Source organism: Bacillus sp. BC05(2025) (assembly GCF_056725905.1).
In genome coordinates this window covers 51,549-69,687 of sequence record NZ_JBWYRA010000007.1, presented here as the reverse complement: position 1 = coordinate 69,687, position 18,139 = coordinate 51,549, and the positions used below count along the sequence as shown (strand labels likewise).

Annotated in this window: 16 protein-coding genes; 11 read left to right on the top strand and 5 right to left on the bottom strand. The window is 37.0% G+C overall.

The features are described from left to right. Positions 1-6 precede the first annotated feature (6 nt). The 4 genes from opp4B to glpT form a co-directional block, all read right to left on the bottom strand. Positions 7-975, bottom strand: coding sequence for an oligopeptide ABC transporter permease (opp4B, locus tag ACZ76X_RS20620; protein WP_098669132.1), 969 nt, complete (start codon positions 973-975; stop codon positions 7-9). Positions 976-989: 14 nt separating this feature from the next. Beyond that, positions 990-1,916, bottom strand: coding sequence for an ABC transporter ATP-binding protein (locus ACZ76X_RS20615; RefSeq protein WP_098669133.1), 927 nt, complete (start codon positions 1,914-1,916; stop codon positions 990-992). Then, complete coding sequence (locus ACZ76X_RS20610) at positions 1,903-2,922, bottom strand: ABC transporter ATP-binding protein (protein ID WP_098669134.1); 1,020 nt, start codon at positions 2,920-2,922, stop codon at positions 1,903-1,905. Before ACZ76X_RS20610 ends, ACZ76X_RS20615 begins: the two co-directional genes overlap by 14 nt. 284 nt (positions 2,923-3,206) lie before the next feature. Next, a complete protein-coding gene (gene glpT, locus ACZ76X_RS20605; RefSeq protein WP_479851540.1) occupies positions 3,207-4,556 on the bottom strand; it encodes a glycerol-3-phosphate transporter in 1,350 nt (449 codons plus the stop codon). Positions 4,557-4,828: 272 nt separating this feature from the next. Here glpT and ACZ76X_RS20600 point away from each other — a divergent pair, with 272 nt between their 5' ends. The 11 genes from ACZ76X_RS20600 to ACZ76X_RS20550 all read left to right on the top strand — a co-directional run bounded on the left by ACZ76X_RS20600 (position 4,829) and on the right by ACZ76X_RS20550 (position 16,768). Beyond that, positions 4,829-5,287, top strand: a complete 459-nt coding sequence (locus ACZ76X_RS20600) for a MarR family winged helix-turn-helix transcriptional regulator (RefSeq protein WP_479851539.1) — start codon at positions 4,829-4,831, stop codon at positions 5,285-5,287. A 19-nt stretch (positions 5,288-5,306) separates the two neighbouring features. After that, complete coding sequence (locus ACZ76X_RS20595; RefSeq protein WP_098669135.1) at positions 5,307-6,920, top strand: MDR family MFS transporter; 1,614 nt, start codon at positions 5,307-5,309, stop codon at positions 6,918-6,920. 137 nt (positions 6,921-7,057) lie between these two features. Next, positions 7,058-8,029, top strand: coding sequence for a ribose operon transcriptional repressor RbsR (gene rbsR, locus ACZ76X_RS20590; RefSeq protein WP_479851538.1), 972 nt, complete (start codon positions 7,058-7,060; stop codon positions 8,027-8,029). A 13-nt stretch (positions 8,030-8,042) separates the two neighbouring features. Then, positions 8,043-8,939: a ribokinase gene (rbsK, locus tag ACZ76X_RS20585; RefSeq protein ID WP_479851537.1), complete on the top strand. Its 897-nt coding sequence runs from the start codon at positions 8,043-8,045 to the stop codon at positions 8,937-8,939. Continuing rightward, positions 8,936-9,331 (top strand): D-ribose pyranase, encoded by a 396-nt coding sequence (rbsD, locus tag ACZ76X_RS20580; RefSeq protein ID WP_000716160.1) that lies wholly within the window; start codon positions 8,936-8,938, stop codon positions 9,329-9,331. Before rbsK ends, rbsD begins: the two co-directional genes overlap by 4 nt. A gap of 19 nt (positions 9,332-9,350) precedes the next feature. Next, positions 9,351-10,835, top strand: a complete 1,485-nt coding sequence (gene rbsA / locus ACZ76X_RS20575) for a ribose ABC transporter ATP-binding protein RbsA (RefSeq protein ID WP_479851536.1) — start codon at positions 9,351-9,353, stop codon at positions 10,833-10,835. A 2-nt stretch (positions 10,836-10,837) separates the two neighbouring features. Next, entirely contained in the window at positions 10,838-11,773 is a 936-nt protein-coding gene (locus tag ACZ76X_RS20570) for an ABC transporter permease subunit (RefSeq protein WP_001074633.1), read from the top strand. A 14-nt stretch (positions 11,774-11,787) separates the two neighbouring features. After that, positions 11,788-12,714 carry a ribose ABC transporter substrate-binding protein RbsB gene (gene rbsB / locus ACZ76X_RS20565; RefSeq protein ID WP_060629555.1) on the top strand — a complete coding sequence of 309 codons (927 nt, stop codon included), beginning with the start codon at positions 11,788-11,790 and terminating at the stop codon, positions 12,712-12,714. A gap of 34 nt (positions 12,715-12,748) precedes the next feature. Next, complete coding sequence (gene fsa / locus ACZ76X_RS20560) at positions 12,749-13,396, top strand: fructose-6-phosphate aldolase (RefSeq protein WP_000667664.1); 648 nt, start codon at positions 12,749-12,751, stop codon at positions 13,394-13,396. Between the two features lie 313 nt (positions 13,397-13,709). Beyond that, complete coding sequence (gene inhA2 / locus ACZ76X_RS20555; protein ID WP_479851535.1) at positions 13,710-16,109, top strand: M6 family metalloprotease immune inhibitor InhA2; 2,400 nt, start codon at positions 13,710-13,712, stop codon at positions 16,107-16,109. Positions 16,110-16,426: 317 nt separating this feature from the next. Beyond that, positions 16,427-16,768: a hypothetical protein gene (locus ACZ76X_RS20550; protein WP_087955397.1), complete on the top strand. Its 342-nt coding sequence runs from the start codon at positions 16,427-16,429 to the stop codon at positions 16,766-16,768. A gap of 36 nt (positions 16,769-16,804) precedes the next feature. Here the strand turns inward: ACZ76X_RS20550 and ACZ76X_RS20545 are convergent, their stop codons facing one another. Next, on the bottom strand, positions 16,805-17,977 hold the full coding sequence (locus ACZ76X_RS20545) for an MFS transporter (RefSeq protein ID WP_479851534.1): 1,173 nt from the start codon (positions 17,975-17,977) through the stop codon (positions 16,805-16,807). Positions 17,978-18,139 lie beyond the last annotated feature (162 nt).

Genomic DNA, 18,139 nt, shown 5'->3' with positions numbered 1-18,139 from the left:
CCTCCATTAATCAATACGAATACGTGGATCAACGATGCTTAGAATAATATCGGAAAGAAGAGTCCCGAGTAGCGTTGCGAATCCAGTAAATAATACAAGAGCAGTTACGACACTGAAATCACGTTGAGTGATAGATTGGAAAAATAGTTGTCCAATTCCTGGGTAGCCGAAAATATTTTCTAGAATAATAGAGCCACCAACTAAACCTGTAATTTCATATCCTAAAAATGCTGCAATTGGTAAAAATGAATTTCGTAAAATATGTCTGGAATATACTTTAGATTCTGGTACACCTTTTGCTTTTACTGTGCGTACAAAATCTTTATGTTTCGTATCAATAATTTCACTTCGTAAATATTGTACAGTTCCTACTGTGCCAATTAATGCTCCAGATAAAGCTGGTAAAATCATATGATTTAATTTACTTAAATAGTAATCAAATGATCCAGCTGCCACTTGTGGATCAACGCTACCACTTGTAGGGAAGATTGGGTATAAAAAGCCGAATAAGAATAACATTACTAATCCAAAAATAAATAGGGGTGTACCAAATCCTAAAAAGTTATAGAGTGTAATGAATCGATCAGCCCACGTATCATTCCAACGTCCACTTATAACGCCAAGTGGAATGGCGATTAAATAAGTAAGAATAAGAATTAAAAGAGCTAACAACACTGTATTACCAAGGCGTTCCCCAATAATATCTGTTACTTGTATTTTATGTGCGTAAGAAATACCGAAATCCCCTTGTATGGCATTTGAAATCCACCTTACATATTGTGTGGGAATAGGATCATTTAATCCAAGTTTCTCACGTTGTTCTTCAATTACTTTTGGATCGGCTTTTGGGTTTGCTAGTTCAGCGCCACTTAATGCATCACCTGGCATTGCTTTAGCAAGTGTAAAGACGAGTACGCTTAATATGAATAATTGTGGTATCATAACTAAAATCCGGCGTAATATAAATTTCCACATGTTTTATCACTCCCTTATGGTAATGCCACCCGGTGAGTTGGCGAGATTGGTTTTAAATCGTAAGCACGTCCATTTTCATTGAAATAATTTTCATATGATTTTTCGTACTCAGCGCTTACTTCACGACGCAATTTACGTTGTTGTTCACGGTGTTCTGGACGAATATCAGGAATAGCTGATATTAGGCGCTTCGTATAGATGTGCTGTGGATTGTTATAAATTTCAGCACTAGTTGCTTCTTCCACAATGCGTCCGCGATACATAACACCAATACGGTCACACATATGGCGAATTACACCTAAATCATGACTGATAAATAAGTACGTTAGTCCGAGTTCAGATTGTAAATCTTGTAAGAAGTTTAAAACTTGGGCTTGTACAGAAACATCCAGTGCTGATACAGGTTCATCAGCGATAATAAGTTTTGGCTTTAATGTAAGAGCGCGTGCGATACCAATCCGCTGTCTTTGCCCACCGGAAAATTCATGTGGATATTTATAAATAGACTCCGGATTTAAGCCGACTTTATCAAGATAATCTTGAACAGCTCTACGTTCTTCGTCGGGTGAGAGTTTCTCAAAATTCCGAAGTGGTTCCGCGATAATATCCATAACACGTTTCTTTGGGTTTAAGGATGAATAAGGATCTTGGAAAATCATTTGAATATCTTTTCGTTGTTCTCTTAGTTCTGAGCGACTTAACTTTGTTAAATCTCTATTATTAAAATGAATACTACCGCCCGTCGCTTTCGTTAAGTGCATAATTGCTTTTCCAGTTGTTGATTTGCCGCTTCCAGATTCTCCAACGATGCCATATGTTTCGCCAGCTTGTAATTCGAAGCTTACGCCATCAACAGCACGAACGTAGTCTAATGTACGACCGAAAATACCGCCTTTAATTGGAAAATGTACTTTTAAATCTTCTACTTTAAGCAGTGCCATGAGTTACATCATCTCCTTTCTTATCTTGGAAGTTGAAATGCTTGTAGCAAGTACAACGCACCCAATGGTTTGGTTTTACTTCATGTAAAACTGGATTTTCCTCGTGTTGATCAGGTCTAATCCATGGAATTCGTGCTTGGAAACGGCAACCTGTGCGTGGAAGTTTAGCTAATGTTGGTACAACCCCTTGAATTACATGCAATTTTTCTTTTTCAGCATATGCAGATGGGATTGAGTTTAATAGGGAACGAGTATATGGATGAAGAGGATTATTAAATATCTCTTCAACAGTTCCTGTTTCCACAATTTGTCCTGCATACATAACGATGATGCGATCAGCTGTTTCAGCAACAACACTTAAATCATGAGTAATTAAGATGATGCCCATTTTCGTTTGTTCTTGAATGGAACGTAATAAATCTAAAATTTGCGCTTGAATTGTTACATCTAGAGCGGTTGTCGGCTCATCTGCAATGATGAGTCCAGGCTTGCAAGCAATTGCAATTGCGATAACAATTCTTTGTCTCATTCCGCCAGATAATTCGTGTGGGTATTGTTTATATGTAAGTTCTGGTTTTGGAATACCAACTTGATGAAGTAGTTCTAAGGTGCGTTCTTTCTTTTCTAATTTCGAAAGATTTGTGTGGTAGTCTAAGTTTTCTTCTATTTGTTTTCCAACTGTCATAAGAGGATCTAAAGCTGTAAGAGGCTCTTGGAAAATCATTCCGATATTTGAACCGCGTACTTTGTTTATTTCAGCGGTTGACATGCTGAGCAAGTCCTTATCTCTATAGTAAAGCTGCCCTTGTAATTTTGTATTTGCTTCATTATGCAGTCGCATAATGGAAAGGGCAAGTGCACTTTTTCCGCAACCTGATTCACCGACTATCGCGACAATTTCATTTTCATGGACAGTTAACGAAACATCATCAACTGCGGCATGATATTGATCTTGTATACGAAAGGAAGTCTGTAAGTTTTCAATGCGAAGAAGTGGATTCTTCATGGCTATCCCTCCATCTTTTCTGAAAAGACTAAATATTTTGTATGTTGTTGTTATTTTAATATAAATTGACAATGTTTGACAAGAGAAAGTTGAGAAAATATTCAAAAATCTTTTTATATAAAAATTGAATACAGTTGTAGTAGTAGTTGAAGTGTTTTGGAAGCGCTAACATATATGTGAGAGGGAAATAAATCTTTTGTAAGAAAAGAGTATTATATGTAGAAAAAAGAGAGGTGTTCTGGAAAGAACAGTCTCTCTTTTTTTGATAAGAATAATATTAGTATTTAAGCTTGTTTTTGTTTTGTAGATCCTGTCTTTAAAGTAAGAGCAAGGAAGAACATTGCAAGTACACAAGATGCAAGTAATAAGATGAATCCGCCATCCCATCCGAATGCATCTACGATAAAGCCCATAGCGGCACTAGCGAAAGCAGCTCCGCCTAAGTAACCGAAGAAGCCAGTTAATCCAGCTGCAGTTCCAGCAGCTTTCTTTGGCGCTAGGTCAAGGGCGTGTAGACCAATTAACATAACAGGTCCGTAAATTAAAAATCCAATCGCGACAAGTGCGATACTATCAACCATTGGATTCCCAGGAGGGTTTAGCCAATAAACAAGAACGGCGATAAATACACCAACCATAAATAAAATACCGGCAGGTGCGCGGCGTCCTTTAAATAGTTTATCACTCATCCAGCCACAAAGAAGTGTACCTGGAATACCAGCCCATTCATATAGAGCGTAAGCTGTACGTGAGCTACTATGAGTAAAGCTTTTTTCTTCTACTAAATAAGTAGGAGCCCAGTCTACAACACCGTAACGTACGAAATAAACAAAAACGTTCGCAATAGCGATGTACCATAAAAATTTATTGTTTAATACGTATTTAAATAAAATTTCTTTTACCGAAAGTTCGCGTTCGCGATCTTGCACTTTCTCATCTGGTGGATATTCTCCAGTATGTTCTTCAATAGAAGGTAATCCGCAAGATTGAGGTGTATCTCTCATTGTAATTAATACATAAATACCAACTAAAATTGAAAGAATACCTGGGAAGTAAAAAATACTCTTCCAGTCATTTGCAAAGAAATATAGGCCTAATGTTACAAGAGAAGGCATAAGTGCGCCGCCGACATTATGAGCGACGTTCCAAATAGACATTTTTGTACCACGTTCACTAATTGAGAACCAGTGAACCATTGTACGCCCACAAGGAGGCCATCCCATACCTTGTACCCATCCGTTTAAAAACTGAAGTACAAACATAAGTATAATGCTCGTTGTAATGAAAGAAAATGAGCCGAAAATAATATTAATGATACCTGATAAAAATAGCCCAGCTGCTAAAAAGTAGCGAGGATTACAACGATCGGATACGATACCCATAAGAAATTTACTTAATCCGTAAGCGATAGAAACTGCTGAAAGGATAACCCCAAGTTCCCCTTTACTAAATCCTTGTTCGATCAAGTATGGCATTGCAAGTGAAAAGTTTTTTCGAACAAAGTAATAACCCGCATAACCGATGAAGATACCTAAGAATACTTGTAAACGTAATTTACGGTATTCGCTATCAACGCGATCAGCTGGTAAGCGTTCCGCGTGGGGCGCAGGTTTAAAGAATTGTGTAAAAAACATAAAATGAAAATCCTCCCCTAATTAATTCGAAGTGTTGTAAGGCAAAGAGAATATAAAAAGGCCATGAAATATAAAAAAGTTTCCTTTTTTATGATTCATAGCCGTATACTCCGATTCTCCGTGACTGTCAATATTAACTTCGTCGAAAATTATACAACTTTGTGACAAATTTGTAAACGTTTTTATAAATAAAAAGTGTTGACGGATTTTGTTCGTGGGATTAATATTTAAATACATTAAATATTTTATTGTTTAAATAAGAGGTGGATAACATGCCAAATAATATGACGCATATCGATAAAATTCAAGCTCTTGCCTTTTCGATTGGAAAGAAAATGCAGACGGAGTTATTAGAACAAATGCAAGCAACAGGACTTACACCACCACAGTTTTATATTTTAAAGATTTTAGATCATTATGGAGCTTCAAGAGCGACAAAATTAGCAAAAAAGATGTATGTAAAGCCTAGTGCAATTACAGTGATGATTGATCGCCTAATTGACCAAGAGCTTGTCGAGCGCTATCACGACAAAGATGACCGTCGTGTTGTCGTCATTGAGTTGACAAAAAAGGGTAAAGCTAGGGTAGAAGAGGCAATGACTGCCCGTAATGAGCACATTGCAAAATATTTCTCACATCTAGAGTTACAAGAAAGAGAAGATTTGTTACGCCTCTTTGAGAAACTAGAAACAATTATTTGCGGGACACAAGAGAAAAAAGAGAATAACTAAGAGGAATTGAGGAGATTACATGGAGCAACAAGAAAATATAAATAGAAAGTTGTTGTTAATCGGTTTAATAATTGCGATGCTATTTGCTGCATTAGATGGAACAATCGTTGGTACAGCAATGCCGCGTATCGTTGGTGAATTAGGCGGATTAAGCTTAATGACGTGGTTAACAACAGCTTATATGTTAACATCAACAACAGTTGTACCAATTGCAGGTAAATTAGCAGATTTACTTGGCCGTCGTAACGTATATATAACAGGGCTAGTTATCTTTATGGTTGGCTCGGCGTTATGTGGTATGGCAAATGGTATGACAGAATTAATTATTTTCCGTGGTATTCAAGGTCTTGGTGGCGGTATTATGATGCCAATGGCTATGATTATTATCGGAGATATGTTCACGGGAAAAGAACGTGCAAAATGGCAAGGTATTTTTGGTGCGTTATACGGTCTTGCTTCTGTAATTGGACCACAAGTTGGTGGTTGGATTGTAGATGCAGTGAACTGGAGATGGGTATTCTACATTAACTTACCAGTTGGTATTTTAGCAACAATCTTTATTGCAATGGGATTAAAATCACATAAACAAACAGGACCAATTAAAATTGATATCGCTGGAATTTTCACGATGATTCTCGGTGTTGTAAGTTTATTACTTGCCTTAACATTTGGCGGAAAAGATTATCCATGGGATTCATGGCAAATTATCGGGTTATTTGCATTAGCTTTAATTGGTATCGTTAGTTTTGTTATCGTTGAAACGAAAGCAGAAGAACCGATTTTACCGATGCACTTCTTTAAAAATCGTACATTTACATTATTAAATGCAATTGGATTCTTTATGAGTATCGGAATGTTCGGTGCGATTATGTTCGTACCATTCTTTATGCAAGGAATTGTAGGAGTAAGTGCTGCTGAATCAGGAACAATTATGACGCCGATGATGATTACAATGATTGTGATGAGTATTATCGGTGGGCAACTTGTATTAAAAGTTGGTGTAAAACCACAAATTATTACAGGAATGCTTATAATGGCTGGAGGCTTCTGGTTATTAACAACGATGGATATGCATACAACTAAATTAACTGCAACGTCTTATATGATGGTTATCGGTTTAGGCATGGGTCTTGTAATGCCAACATTAACATTAGCGTTACAAGAAAGCTTCCCGAAAAAAGACCTTGGTGTCGTAACATCATCAAGTCAGTTCTTCCGTCAAATTGGTGGAACATTTGGTATTACAATTTTAGGATCAATTATGAATAACACTTCAGGTACAACATTAACAAAGAATTTAGTACCTGTATTAGATACGTTCCCGAAAGAAGCGGGACAAATGGTAACGAAATTTAAAGATATGATTCATACAGATCCACAAGGTTTATATTCGATGCTATTTAGTCCAGAGGCATTAAAACAAATGCCAGAAGCGTTTGCTAACAGCATTGTACCAATTTTGAAAAACTCTTTAGTAGACTCACTTCATACTGTATTCTTAACAGGATTAGTATTTATCGTAGTAGGCGCTATCTTTACGATTTTCTTACAGAAGATTAAACTGTCAGATCGTAAAAAAGACGCTGAAGAGCCAGCTACAGAGGAAAAAGAACAAACTGTATCGTATTCATAATGAAAAAGCATCGCCTTATGGCGGTGCTTTTTTGAGTATAACCTTAAAAGCTTTTTCGTGAGAAATGATTGACGTATTTCTAGAAATACGTTATATTATTTTCTGTAAACGGTTACATGAAATGGAGAGGGAAGAGAATGAGTACGATTAAAGACGTTGCGAAATTAGCGGGAGTATCTGTTGCGACCGTTTCCAGAGTTTTAAATAAAAATGGATATGTTCATGAAGATACATTAAAGAAAGTAGAACGAGCGATTGAGATGCTAGATTATAAACCTAGTACAGTAGCACGTTCGCTATATAATAAGAAATCTCGTTTAATTGGCTTAGTTGTTCCCAATATCGTGAATCCATTCTTTCCGGAAGTTGCACGTGCCGTAGAAGATGTAGCGCATAAGCAAGGATATACAGTTGTACTTTGTAACTCTGATGAAAACTTAGAGAAAGAAAAGCAATATATTGATGTACTTAGGCAAAATAATGTAGACGGATTTATTGTAGCAACAAATCCACAAAATAGTGTTAATTACATGAATTTGTCAGTACCAGTCGTTGCAATTGACCGTATGTTTAATGAGCGTATACCTGCTGTGTATGCAGATAACTATGCGGGAAGTCAGGCAGCGACAAAATTATTAATAGATAAAGGCTGTAAACATATTGCGCATATCCGCGGACCGCGTGACGTAAGCACCGCTAATGAACGTTTTGAAGGCTTTGTAGACGTTATTACGCAAAATAATCTTTCTTATATGATTGCAGAGAGTACATTTGATCCAGCTAATAGTGAGCGTGTAGCGGTGGAATTATTAGAAGAGTATCCACATATAGATGGAATTGTTGCTGGAAATGATTTAATTGCAATAGGTATTGTAAAGGCTGCACTTCAAAAGGGGATTTCTATTCCGGATGATTTACAAATTATTGGATTCGATGGAATTTCTTTAACAGAGATGATGTATCCATCTATTACAACTGTTGCACAGCCAATTTATGAGATGGGGAAAATTGCAACAGAACTGCTGTTAGAGCAGATGGAAGGAAACATATTAGAAGAGAAACACTATCGTTTACCGATTGAAATTATAGAACGAAATACAACGAAGTAAGGAGATGAAACAGATGCCAAATATTGCAGTAGTAGGTAGTATTTCAATGGACTTAGTGGCCGTTTCAAAAAAACGTCCGAAAGCAGGAGAAACAGTAATTGGTGAAGCATTTCATACAATTCCAGGAGGAAAAGGAGCTAACCAAGCGGTTGCTGCAGCGAGATTAGGTGCAAATGTAGCAATGGTGGGAGCGGTAGGAAACGATAATTATGGAACTGTAGTGAGAAAAAATTTAGAGAACGAACGCGTTTTTATCGACTATGTGGTACCGGTTACAGATGCGGCGACAGGAATTGCTCATATCGTTTTAGCAGAAGAGGATAACAGTATTGTTGTCGTGCAAGGTGCGAATGCACTTGTAAACGAGCCAGTTGTAGATCAATCAAAAGATCTTCTTATAAAAGCAGATATGGTTGTACTTCAACTAGAGATTCCACTTGAAACAGTAAAATATGTATTGGCTATTTGTGAGGAGCACAATATTCCAGTTATGTTAAATCCAGCGCCAGCACAAGTGTTATCACAAGATATTTTAGAAAAGGCAACTTATATTACACCAAATGAACATGAGTGCCGCATCGTATTAGATGATTTCACATCACCAATTGAAGAGTTACTGGCTAGATATCCAAACAAACTATTGATGACAGAAGGTTCTAACGGTGTACGTTTCCATAATGGTACGGAGATTGTACATGTTCCTAGCATCGCTGTTGATGTAGTAGATACGACTGGAGCTGGTGATACATTTAATGGTGCATTAGCAGTTGCTCTTTCTGAAGGAGAAACACTTCAAAAAGCAATTCGTTTTGCAAATATTGCTGGTGGTCTTTCTGTAACGAAGCTTGGGGCGCAAGGCGGTATGCCAACGAGAGATAAAGTACGTGAAGTGCAGGTGATTGTTGGATGAAAAAGCACGGTGTATTAAACAGTGAGATTGCATCAGTCCTTGCTTCACTTGGGCATACAGATACGATTGTAATTGCTGATTGTGGGTTACCGATTCCTGACGGAGTAAAACGAATTGATTTAGCTGTTGAGATTGGAAAACCTAGCTTTTTAGACGTATTGCAAGTGGTAGCTGATGATATGGCAATTGAAAAAGTGACGTTAGCAGAAGAGGTCATTAATAATAATGCGGAAGTAAATAAAGAGATTGAGCTGAAATTAATAGAGCCAGCGTTTGAATATGTATCTCATGAACAATTTAAAGAGCATACGAAGAAAGCGAAGGCGATTATTCGTACAGGAGAGGCTACTCCTTATGCCAATGTAATTTTACATGCAGGCGTAATTTTTTAATAAAAGGGAAGTGATGGGAATGCGTATTGAAATGAAAAATATTTCAAAGGCGTTCAATGGCAATCCTGTTTTGAAGAATGCACAGTTTATGATTGAAACAGGAGAAGTTCATGCATTGATGGGGGAAAATGGAGCGGGTAAATCAACGCTCATGAAAATTTTAACAGGTGTATATAAAAGAGATGGTGGAACAATCAAGATTGATGGACAAGAACGAACTTTTAAAAATGCGAAAGAAGCTGAAGAGTACGGTATTGCATTTATACATCAAGAATTGAACATATTATCGAATTTAACAGTGGCTGAAAATATGTTTCTCGGTAAAGAGTTAATGTATGGGAAGACGGGTATTTTGCGTACGCGTCAAATGAACGCGATTGCGCAGCAGCAATTAGCGGAGTTAGGCTTACATGTAAAAGGCGCTATGCTGGCAGGAGAGTTATCGGTTGGACAACAGCAAATTATCGAAATTGCGAAAGCGTTAATGACAAACGCGAGCGTTATTATTATGGATGAACCTACAGCTGCATTAACAGATCGTGAAATTGAAACGTTGTTTACTGTTATTAATAAATTACGTAAAGAAGGCGTTTCGTTCGTTTATATCTCACATCGAATGGAAGAGATTTTTTCAATATGTGATACCATTACGATTTTACGTGATGGGGAATACGTTGGAAAGAGATCCATTCCGGAAACATCGTTTGATGAAGTAGTGAGTATGATGGTGGGGCGCAGCATTGGTGAACGTTATCCAGAACGAAATAGTCAAATTGGCGATGTTATTTTTGAGATGCGTAATGGAACGAAAAAAGGGAAGTTTGAAAATGTATCGTTTCAAGTGAGAAAGGGTGAAATCCTTGGTGTTGCTGGCTTGATGGGAGCTGGACGTACAGATATTATGAAAGCGATATTTGGATACGAACCTTTAGATTCTGGCCAAATTTTTATAAATGGACAAGAAGTAAAGATTGATAGTCCGATAGATGCGATTAGACAAAGAATAGCTTTTATTACAGAGGATAGAAAATCTGAAGGATTAGTTTTAGATTTCTCAATTCGAGAAAATTTAGCTTTACCGAATTTAGAAAGTCTATCAAAGGGAAGTGTCGTTAGTAACGAACTAGAACAACAGTTTACAGCGGATATGATGAAGCTACTTAATGTGAAAGCATCTAGTGGAGAGCAAGCAGTGAAATCTCTTTCTGGTGGGAATCAGCAAAAGGTTGTTATTGCAAAATGGTTAGGTATCCACCCGCAGTTACTCATTTTAGATGAGCCAACAAGGGGTGTAGATGTTGGAGCGAAGAAAGAAATTTACTCTATTATGAATAAGCTTACCGAGCAAGGAGATGCCGTTATTATGGTATCATCTGAGCTTCCAGAAGTTTTAGGAATGAGTGATCGCGTTCTTGTCATTCATGAAGGAAAAGTCGGCGGCATTTTAGAGAAAGATGCGGCATCACAAGAATCTATTATGGCACTAGCTACAGGGGGAGAGTAAGGATGGCTAAGAAGGGGAATGTATTACAACAACTCGGTTCTTTAATCGGTTTAGCACTAATTATCGTCGTAATTACAGCTTTAAATCCAGCATTTATTGAAATTCCAAATTTATTTAATATACTGCGCCAAGTATCGATTAATGCGCTTATTGCATTCGGAATGACCTTTGTAATTTTAACAGGGGGTATTGACTTATCGGTAGGTTCTATTTTAGCATTATCAAGTGCACTTGTTGCTGGAATGATGGCAAGTGGCATGGACCCGTTCCTTGCGATGGCAGTTGGATTATTAGCTGGTCTTGTAATGGGAATTGTAAACGGTATCATCATAGCGAAGGGAAAAGTAGCTCCATTTATTGCGACGTTAGCAACAATGACTATTTTTCGTGGGTTGACGCTTGTTTATATGGACGGACGTCCGATCACTGGTCTTGGTGATCATTTAATGTTTCAAATGTTTGGCCGCGGTTATTTTCTCGGTATTCCGGTACCAGCTGTTACAATGATGATCGCTTTCGCAGTACTGTACTTTATTTTGAAGAAAACGACATTTGGCCGCCGTACATTTGCAATTGGTGGAAATGAAGAAGCAGCAGCACTATCAGGTATTAATGTTACGAGAATTAAAGTAATGATTTACGGTCTTTCCGGAATTTTGGCAGCGCTTGCAGGTATTGTCTTAACATCACGACTAGATTCTGCACAGCCAACTGCAGGTACTTCTTACGAATTAGATGCAATTGCAGCAGTTGTATTAGGGGGAACAAGTCTTTCTGGGGGAAGAGGCTGGATCGTTGGTACATTCATCGGTGTACTTATTATCGGTGTACTAAATAACGGTTTAAATTTATTAGGTGTATCTTCTTTCTTCCAACAAGTTGTAAAAGGACTTGTAATCTTACTAGCTGTATTAATTGATCGTCGAAAAGAAGCGTAATGGAGGGATAGTTCATGAAGAAATGGTTACTTATACTCGTTGCATGTATTATGGTCATTACTGCTGGTTGTTCAATGGAACCACCGGAATGGGCAAAGGATTCTAGCGATAAAGGTCGAAATAAAACTATTAAAGTTGGATTCTCTGTTTCAACTTTAAACAATCCATTTTTTGTGACTTTGAAAAAAGGGGCAGAAAAGAAAGCGAAAGAGAGCGGCATTGAATTGATTGCTGTTGATGCTCAAAATGATGCAGCAAAGCAAACAAATGATGTTGAAGATTTAATTCAAAAAGGTGTCGATGTAGTTGTTATTAATCCAACCGATTCAGATGCTGTTGCTTCAGCAGTAAGTGCAGCAAATGCAGCGAATGTTCCTGTTATTACAGTAGACCGCGTTGCCAATTCAGGTAAAGTTGTTTCTCACATTGCCTCTAATAACATTGAAGGTGGTCAAATGGCTAGTGATTACATTCGTGAATTAGTTGGCGAGGGAGCAAATGTTGCTGAATTAGAAGGAATCCCTGGATCTTCTGCTGCTCGTGAGCGCGGGAAAGGATTCCATAACGTAGCGGATAAGTCTTTAAAAGTAGTTGCTAAACAAGCGGCTGATTTTGATAGAGCAAAAGGGTTGTCTGTTATGGAAAACATTTTGCAAGCAAATGGTGATATTAAAGCCGTGTTTGCGCATAACGACGAAATGGCATTAGGGGCACTTGAAGCATTGAAATCTGCTGGGAAAACGGATGTAGTCGTTGTTGGATTTGATGCAACAGAAGATGCTGTAAAAGCGGTTAAAGATGGGCGTATGGCTGCAACAGTTGCTCAAAAACCGGAATTAATCGGGGAGAAGGCGATGCAAACAGCAAAAGAGATCACACAAGGTAAAAAAGTGGACAAATCTATTCCGATTGAATTAGAGCTTATTAAGAAAAACAAATAAATATAAAATGAAAATTAGGAAGGAAGAATAACAAATGAAATTCTTTATTGATACAGCAAACATTAACGAAATTAAAGAGGCAAATGCATTAGGCGTATTAGCTGGAGTAACGACAAATCCATCACTTGTAGCAAAAGAAGGAGTAGATTTCCACGAGCGTATTCGTGAAATTTGCAGCGTTGTAGAAGGCCCTGTAAGTGCAGAAGTAATTAGCTTAGAAGCTGATAAAATGATCGAAGAAGGAAAAGAATTAGCGAAAATTGCTCCAAACGTTGTTGTAAAGGTTCCGATGACAACAGAAGGTTTAAAAGCAGTAAAAGCATTCTCTGACTTAGGAATTCGCACAAACGTTACATTAGTATTCTCAGCAGTTCAAGCGTTACTTGCAGCTCGTGCTGGTGCAACATACGTTTCACCATTCTTAGGTCGTTTAGACGATATCGGTCATAACGGTATGGACTTAATTCGCCAAATCGCAGAAATCTTTGCCATTCACGGTATCGAAACAGAAATCATCGCAGCATCTGTACGTCACAGTGTTCACGTAACTGACGCAGCATTAAACGGTGCACATATTGCAACAATCCCAGCAAACGTAATTGCTTCATTAGTGAAGCATCCATTAACAGATCAAGGAATTGAGAAATTCTTAGCTGATTGGGAAAAAACACAAGAGAAATAATAGAAATCAAGAATCCTAGTTTAATTGACTAGGATTCTTTTTTATTTAAAAGAATTTTCATGCAATTTTGCATATTGTCTTTTAAATTTGTTATATAAGCTATTTAATATATATCAAATCACTTTTTATTTTTCATATTTCGACATAAAACGGTAGAAGTTCTGACCAGAAAACTGGAGGGCATGATTCTATAACAGAAAGCTTAACGTTTATAGAATTATGCCTTTTTTATAGGGAGGGCAGTAAACGGGGATTTCGACAAAAATACACTTATTTATCTGAATTTTAAGTTTTATAAAAGGAGAGAAATAGAATGAGAAGAAAAGCGCCATTTAAAGTGTTATCGTCATTAGCAATTGCGGCAATTATCGGATGTACATCTGTAATGAGTGCTCCATTAGCGTACGCAGAAACGCCAGCAAAAAAGAAAGAAAATGTGTCTACAACACCAATTGATTACAATTTAATTCAAGAAGATCGTCTAGCGGAAGCGCTGAAAGAAAGAGGAACAATTAATCCAGCATCTTCTAAAGAAGAGACGAAAAAGGCTGTAGAGAAATATATTGAAAAGAAACAAGGAGATCAGGCAAATAAAGAAATTCTTCCAGCTGATACTGCTAAAGAGGCATCTGATTTCGTGAAAAAAGTAAAAGAGAAAAAAATGGAAGAAAAGGAGAAAGTAAAGAAACCTGAAAAAAATGTTAGCCCTGAGCAAAAGCCTGAACCAAATAAAAAACAATTGAATGGACAAGTTCCAACATCTAAAGCAAAGCAAGCGCCATATAAGGGAGCTGTTCGAACAGATAAAGTATTAGTATTACTCGTTGAATTTAGTGATTATAAACATAATAATATCGATCAAACACCAGGGTATATGTATTCGAATGACTTTAGTAGAGAGCATTATCAAAAGATGTTATTTGGTAATGAACCATACACGTTATTTGATGGTTCGAAAGTAAAAACATTTAAACAATATTATGAAGAGCAGTCTGGTGGTAGTTATACGACAGACGGATATGTAACGGAGTGGCTAACTGTTCCAGGAAAAGCGGCTGACTATGGTGCTGATGGTAGTAGTGGGCACGATAATAAAGGACCAAAAGGTGCACGTGATTTAGTGAAAGAAGCTTTACATGCAGCTGCTGAGAAAGGATTAGATTTATCTCAGTTTGATCAATTTGATAGATATGACACAAATGGTGATGGGAATCAAAATGAACCTGACGGTGTAATTGATCATTTAATGGTAATCCATGCTGGTGTCGGTCAAGAAGCTGGTGGCGGTAAATTAGGTGATGATGCAATTTGGTCACATCGTTCAAAATTAGCAATAGATCCAGTAGAGGTTGAAGGTACAAAATCAAAGGTAGATTACTTTGGTGGAAAAGTAGCGGCGCATGATTACACAATTGAACCAGAAGATGGAGCAGTAGGTGTATTTGCACATGAATTTGGACATGATCTTGGCTTACCCGATGAATATGACACGAAATATACTGGAACTGGTTCACCTGTCGAAGCTTGGTCATTAATGAGTGGAGGTAGTTGGACAGGGAAAATTGCAGGAACAGAGCCAACTAGTTTCTCACCACAAAATAAAGACTTCTTACAAAAGAATATGGGTGGCAACTGGGCAAAAATTTTAGAAGTAGATTACGATAAAATTAAGCGTGGTGTAGGAGTACCTACATATATCGATCAAAGTGTTACGAAATCAAATCGTCCAGGCGTTGTACGTGTTAACTTACCAGGTAAGAGTGTTGAAACGATTAAGCCGGAGTTTGGAAAGCATGCATATTATAGTACAAGAGGCGATGATATGCATACAACATTAGAAACACCATTCTTTGATTTAACAAAAGGAACAAATGCAAAATTCGATTATAAAGCAAATTATGAGTTAGAAGCAGAGTGCGATTTTGTCGAAGTACATGCAGTAACAGAAGATGGAACGAAAACATTAATTGACAGACTTGGAGAAAAAGTAGTCCAAGGAGATAAAGATACAACAGATGGGAAATGGATTGATAAATCATATGATTTAAGTCAATTTAAAGGAAAAAAGGTGAAACTACAATTCGATTATATTACAGATCCGGCTGTAACATATAAAGGTTTCGCGATGGATAATGTAAATGTAACTGTTGATGGACAAGTTGTATTTTCTGATGATGCAGAAGGACAGTCTAAAATGAATGTAAATGGTTTTGTTGTTTCTGATGGAACAGAGAAGAAAGCTCATTATTATTACTTAGAGTGGAGAAACTATGCGGGATCAGATAATGGATTAAAAGCAGGAAAAGGCCCAGTGTATAATACAGGTCTTGTCGTTTGGTATGCAGATGATAGCTTTAAAGATAACTGGGTTGGGGTGCATCCAGGTGAAGGATTCCTTGGTGTTGTAGATTCTCATCCAGAAGCCCTTGTTGGTAATTTAAACGGGAAACCAACATACGGTAATACAGGTATGCAAATTGCAGACGCTGCATTTTCATTTGATCAAACACCAGCATGGAGTGTAAATTCATTAACACGTGGACAGTTTAACTATTCTGGATTACAAGGTGTTACAACTTTTGACGATTCAAAAGTCTATAGTAACAAACAAATTGCAGACGCAGGAAGAAAAGTTCCAAACCTTGGACTTAAATTCCAAGTTGTTGGACAAGCAGATGATAAATCGGCAGGCGCTGTTTGGATTAAACGTTAATAACAGAAAAGCACATTCTTCCTATGAAGAATGTGCTTTTTAATTGTACAGTAAGTTATTATTTTAGCTTATGTAATACAAGTGTCTGTTCATATGTAGTGTATCAAATTATGTAGGGAAAGGAAATATTTCCGAGGAAATTGTCGAAGTATCGTCGGTATTTATACACCTTTTTTGTAAAAGAAGAAATGTAGTATTGCCTTTACAGTTTAATTTATTTACATTGTTACTTGGTTACACACAAAAGTAATATATTCGGCAGTAAAAGAGCGCTATTGGATAGTGCTCTTTTTATAGATAGAAAGGAGTTGAGTTAAATGAAAGAAATAATTGAATGTCCACAGTGTGAAGGAGATATTACTGCGCAACATATTATTGATCTCCCGCATCCTTTTTCATTCAGGTGTCCACACTGTAAAGTGAGGCTAAAAGAAATGAGGATTACACCGTGCTTAATATTAGCAGCAATTTGTATAATCCCACTGTTTATTATAATTGGAGAGAGTAGTAAGGAATTATTAGTAAAATATTTTTCTATTATAGACGATGTACCAACTGTACTTATTTTCTTCTTGTTTTGTTATCCATTGTATTATCTCTATGAAAAATATAATGCCATATTGTTTATTAAATACGGCTTATTGAAAGTTAAAAGTTGAATAGAAGTTTATCATTAAAAAAAGACAATGATGGAATTATCCTATCATTGTCTTTTTTACTTTGTCTCTGCCTTTTACTTTGCTTCTTACGTAAATCATTCCGGCAAATGTTAATAAGAATGCAGTTCCAATAACGAAGCTAATGCTAGGGGATGCCCCGATTGCACCAACTGTAAAGGATCCAGCAACAACTCCTAATGAGAAGAAAGCATAAAACAATCCGAATGCTTTTCCGCGCTTATCATCTGTCGTATTTTCAACAAGTAATGCATTTATTGATGGGAAAAGGATAGCGAATCCAATGCCATAAACCATCATAACGATAAAGAGCATACCTTTTGTTGCGAATAATCCAAGTAAAGCTAATGCTAACGCCATTACTGCAATACCGATTAGCATTAGTTTTGAACGATTAAATCGATCGTAAATACGATTTGTTGGTAGTAAGAAGAAGAGGATAGCGGTAATACCGAATACACTTAACATCATGCCTGTTGTAGATGCTTTAAGTGCTAATGCCTCAACTTTCACTGGTAACATATAAGTGACAATTCCTTGTGAAAACATGAGTGTGAAAGCACCAATGTATGCTTGTAATAACGGTTCCGACTTCAATAGTTCAATCATATCTTCTTTGTTCATCATTTGTGTTCTTGAAGTATCTTTTCTCGATACGTTATTTGGTAAGAAGAATAGAGATACGATTGTACCAAGAACCATTAAAATAGAAATGGTAATGAACACCCACTCTATACCAGCAGTTGCTTTCATAATCCCGCTGAAAGCAGGTCCTACAATTGCCGCTGTTCCAACAGCAGCACCAGATAGAGCCATTGCCTTACCTTGTCTTGCTGCATTTGTTTGTTTTGATAAAAACGTAAAGGCAGCAGGAATTAAAAATCCATCACTAAAGCCGTGCATAAAGCGCACAACTAATAGTTGTTCACCATTTTGAACAACTGTGTATAACAATACTATGAAACTCGTAAGGCCCATGCTTATATAAAGTATTTTTTTTGCACCAAATTTATCGACAGCAGCGCCAGCAATAATATTACCGATCATATTAGCGAATGAGTACATGCCGACAACTAGCCCAATAATAAGAGGGGATCCTCCAAGACTTTGAGCGAACGTACTCATAATAGGTAATTGTGAAAATGTATCTAGAAATGCTACGATAACAATAAAGTAAATAAAATATTTCAAGCGATATTCACCTCTCCTATGCTATTATGGCATAATGCTAATTTCAACCGCAATGAAATTGAATTAACAGATGTGGAAAAAAGTACAAAGTGACAAAATATTGAACGTTATTTGTTAAAATTTAGTGGAAATGAGATTGTTTTTTTGAAATATATGGATAGA

What these genes read in the sequence shown, in the direction of transcription:
- fsa (WP_000667664.1), top strand. Translation starts at nt 12,749, where the DNA reads ATGAAATTCTTTATTGATACAGCAAACATTAACGAAATTAAAGAGGCA.
- ACZ76X_RS20610 (WP_098669134.1), bottom strand. Translation starts at nt 2,922, where the DNA reads ATGAAGAATCCACTTCTTCGCATTGAAAACTTACAGACTTCCTTTCGT.
- rbsD (WP_000716160.1), top strand. Translation starts at nt 8,936, where the DNA reads ATGAAAAAGCACGGTGTATTAAACAGTGAGATTGCATCAGTCCTTGCT.
- ACZ76X_RS20595 (WP_098669135.1), top strand. Translation starts at nt 5,307, where the DNA reads ATGGAGCAACAAGAAAATATAAATAGAAAGTTGTTGTTAATCGGTTTA.
- ACZ76X_RS20615 (WP_098669133.1), bottom strand. Translation starts at nt 1,916, where the DNA reads ATGGCACTGCTTAAAGTAGAAGATTTAAAAGTACATTTTCCAATTAAA.
- rbsA (WP_479851536.1), top strand. Translation starts at nt 9,351, where the DNA reads ATGCGTATTGAAATGAAAAATATTTCAAAGGCGTTCAATGGCAATCCT.
- rbsB (WP_060629555.1), top strand. Translation starts at nt 11,788, where the DNA reads ATGAAGAAATGGTTACTTATACTCGTTGCATGTATTATGGTCATTACT.
- rbsK (WP_479851537.1), top strand. Translation starts at nt 8,043, where the DNA reads ATGCCAAATATTGCAGTAGTAGGTAGTATTTCAATGGACTTAGTGGCC.
- glpT (WP_479851540.1), bottom strand. Translation starts at nt 4,556, where the DNA reads ATGTTTTTTACACAATTCTTTAAACCTGCGCCCCACGCGGAACGCTTA.
- ACZ76X_RS20600 (WP_479851539.1), top strand. Translation starts at nt 4,829, where the DNA reads ATGCCAAATAATATGACGCATATCGATAAAATTCAAGCTCTTGCCTTT.
- inhA2 (WP_479851535.1), top strand. Translation starts at nt 13,710, where the DNA reads ATGAGAAGAAAAGCGCCATTTAAAGTGTTATCGTCATTAGCAATTGCG.
- ACZ76X_RS20570 (WP_001074633.1), top strand. Translation starts at nt 10,838, where the DNA reads ATGGCTAAGAAGGGGAATGTATTACAACAACTCGGTTCTTTAATCGGT.
- ACZ76X_RS20550 (WP_087955397.1), top strand. Translation starts at nt 16,427, where the DNA reads ATGAAAGAAATAATTGAATGTCCACAGTGTGAAGGAGATATTACTGCG.
- rbsR (WP_479851538.1), top strand. Translation starts at nt 7,058, where the DNA reads ATGAGTACGATTAAAGACGTTGCGAAATTAGCGGGAGTATCTGTTGCG.
- opp4B (WP_098669132.1), bottom strand. Translation starts at nt 975, where the DNA reads ATGTGGAAATTTATATTACGCCGGATTTTAGTTATGATACCACAATTA.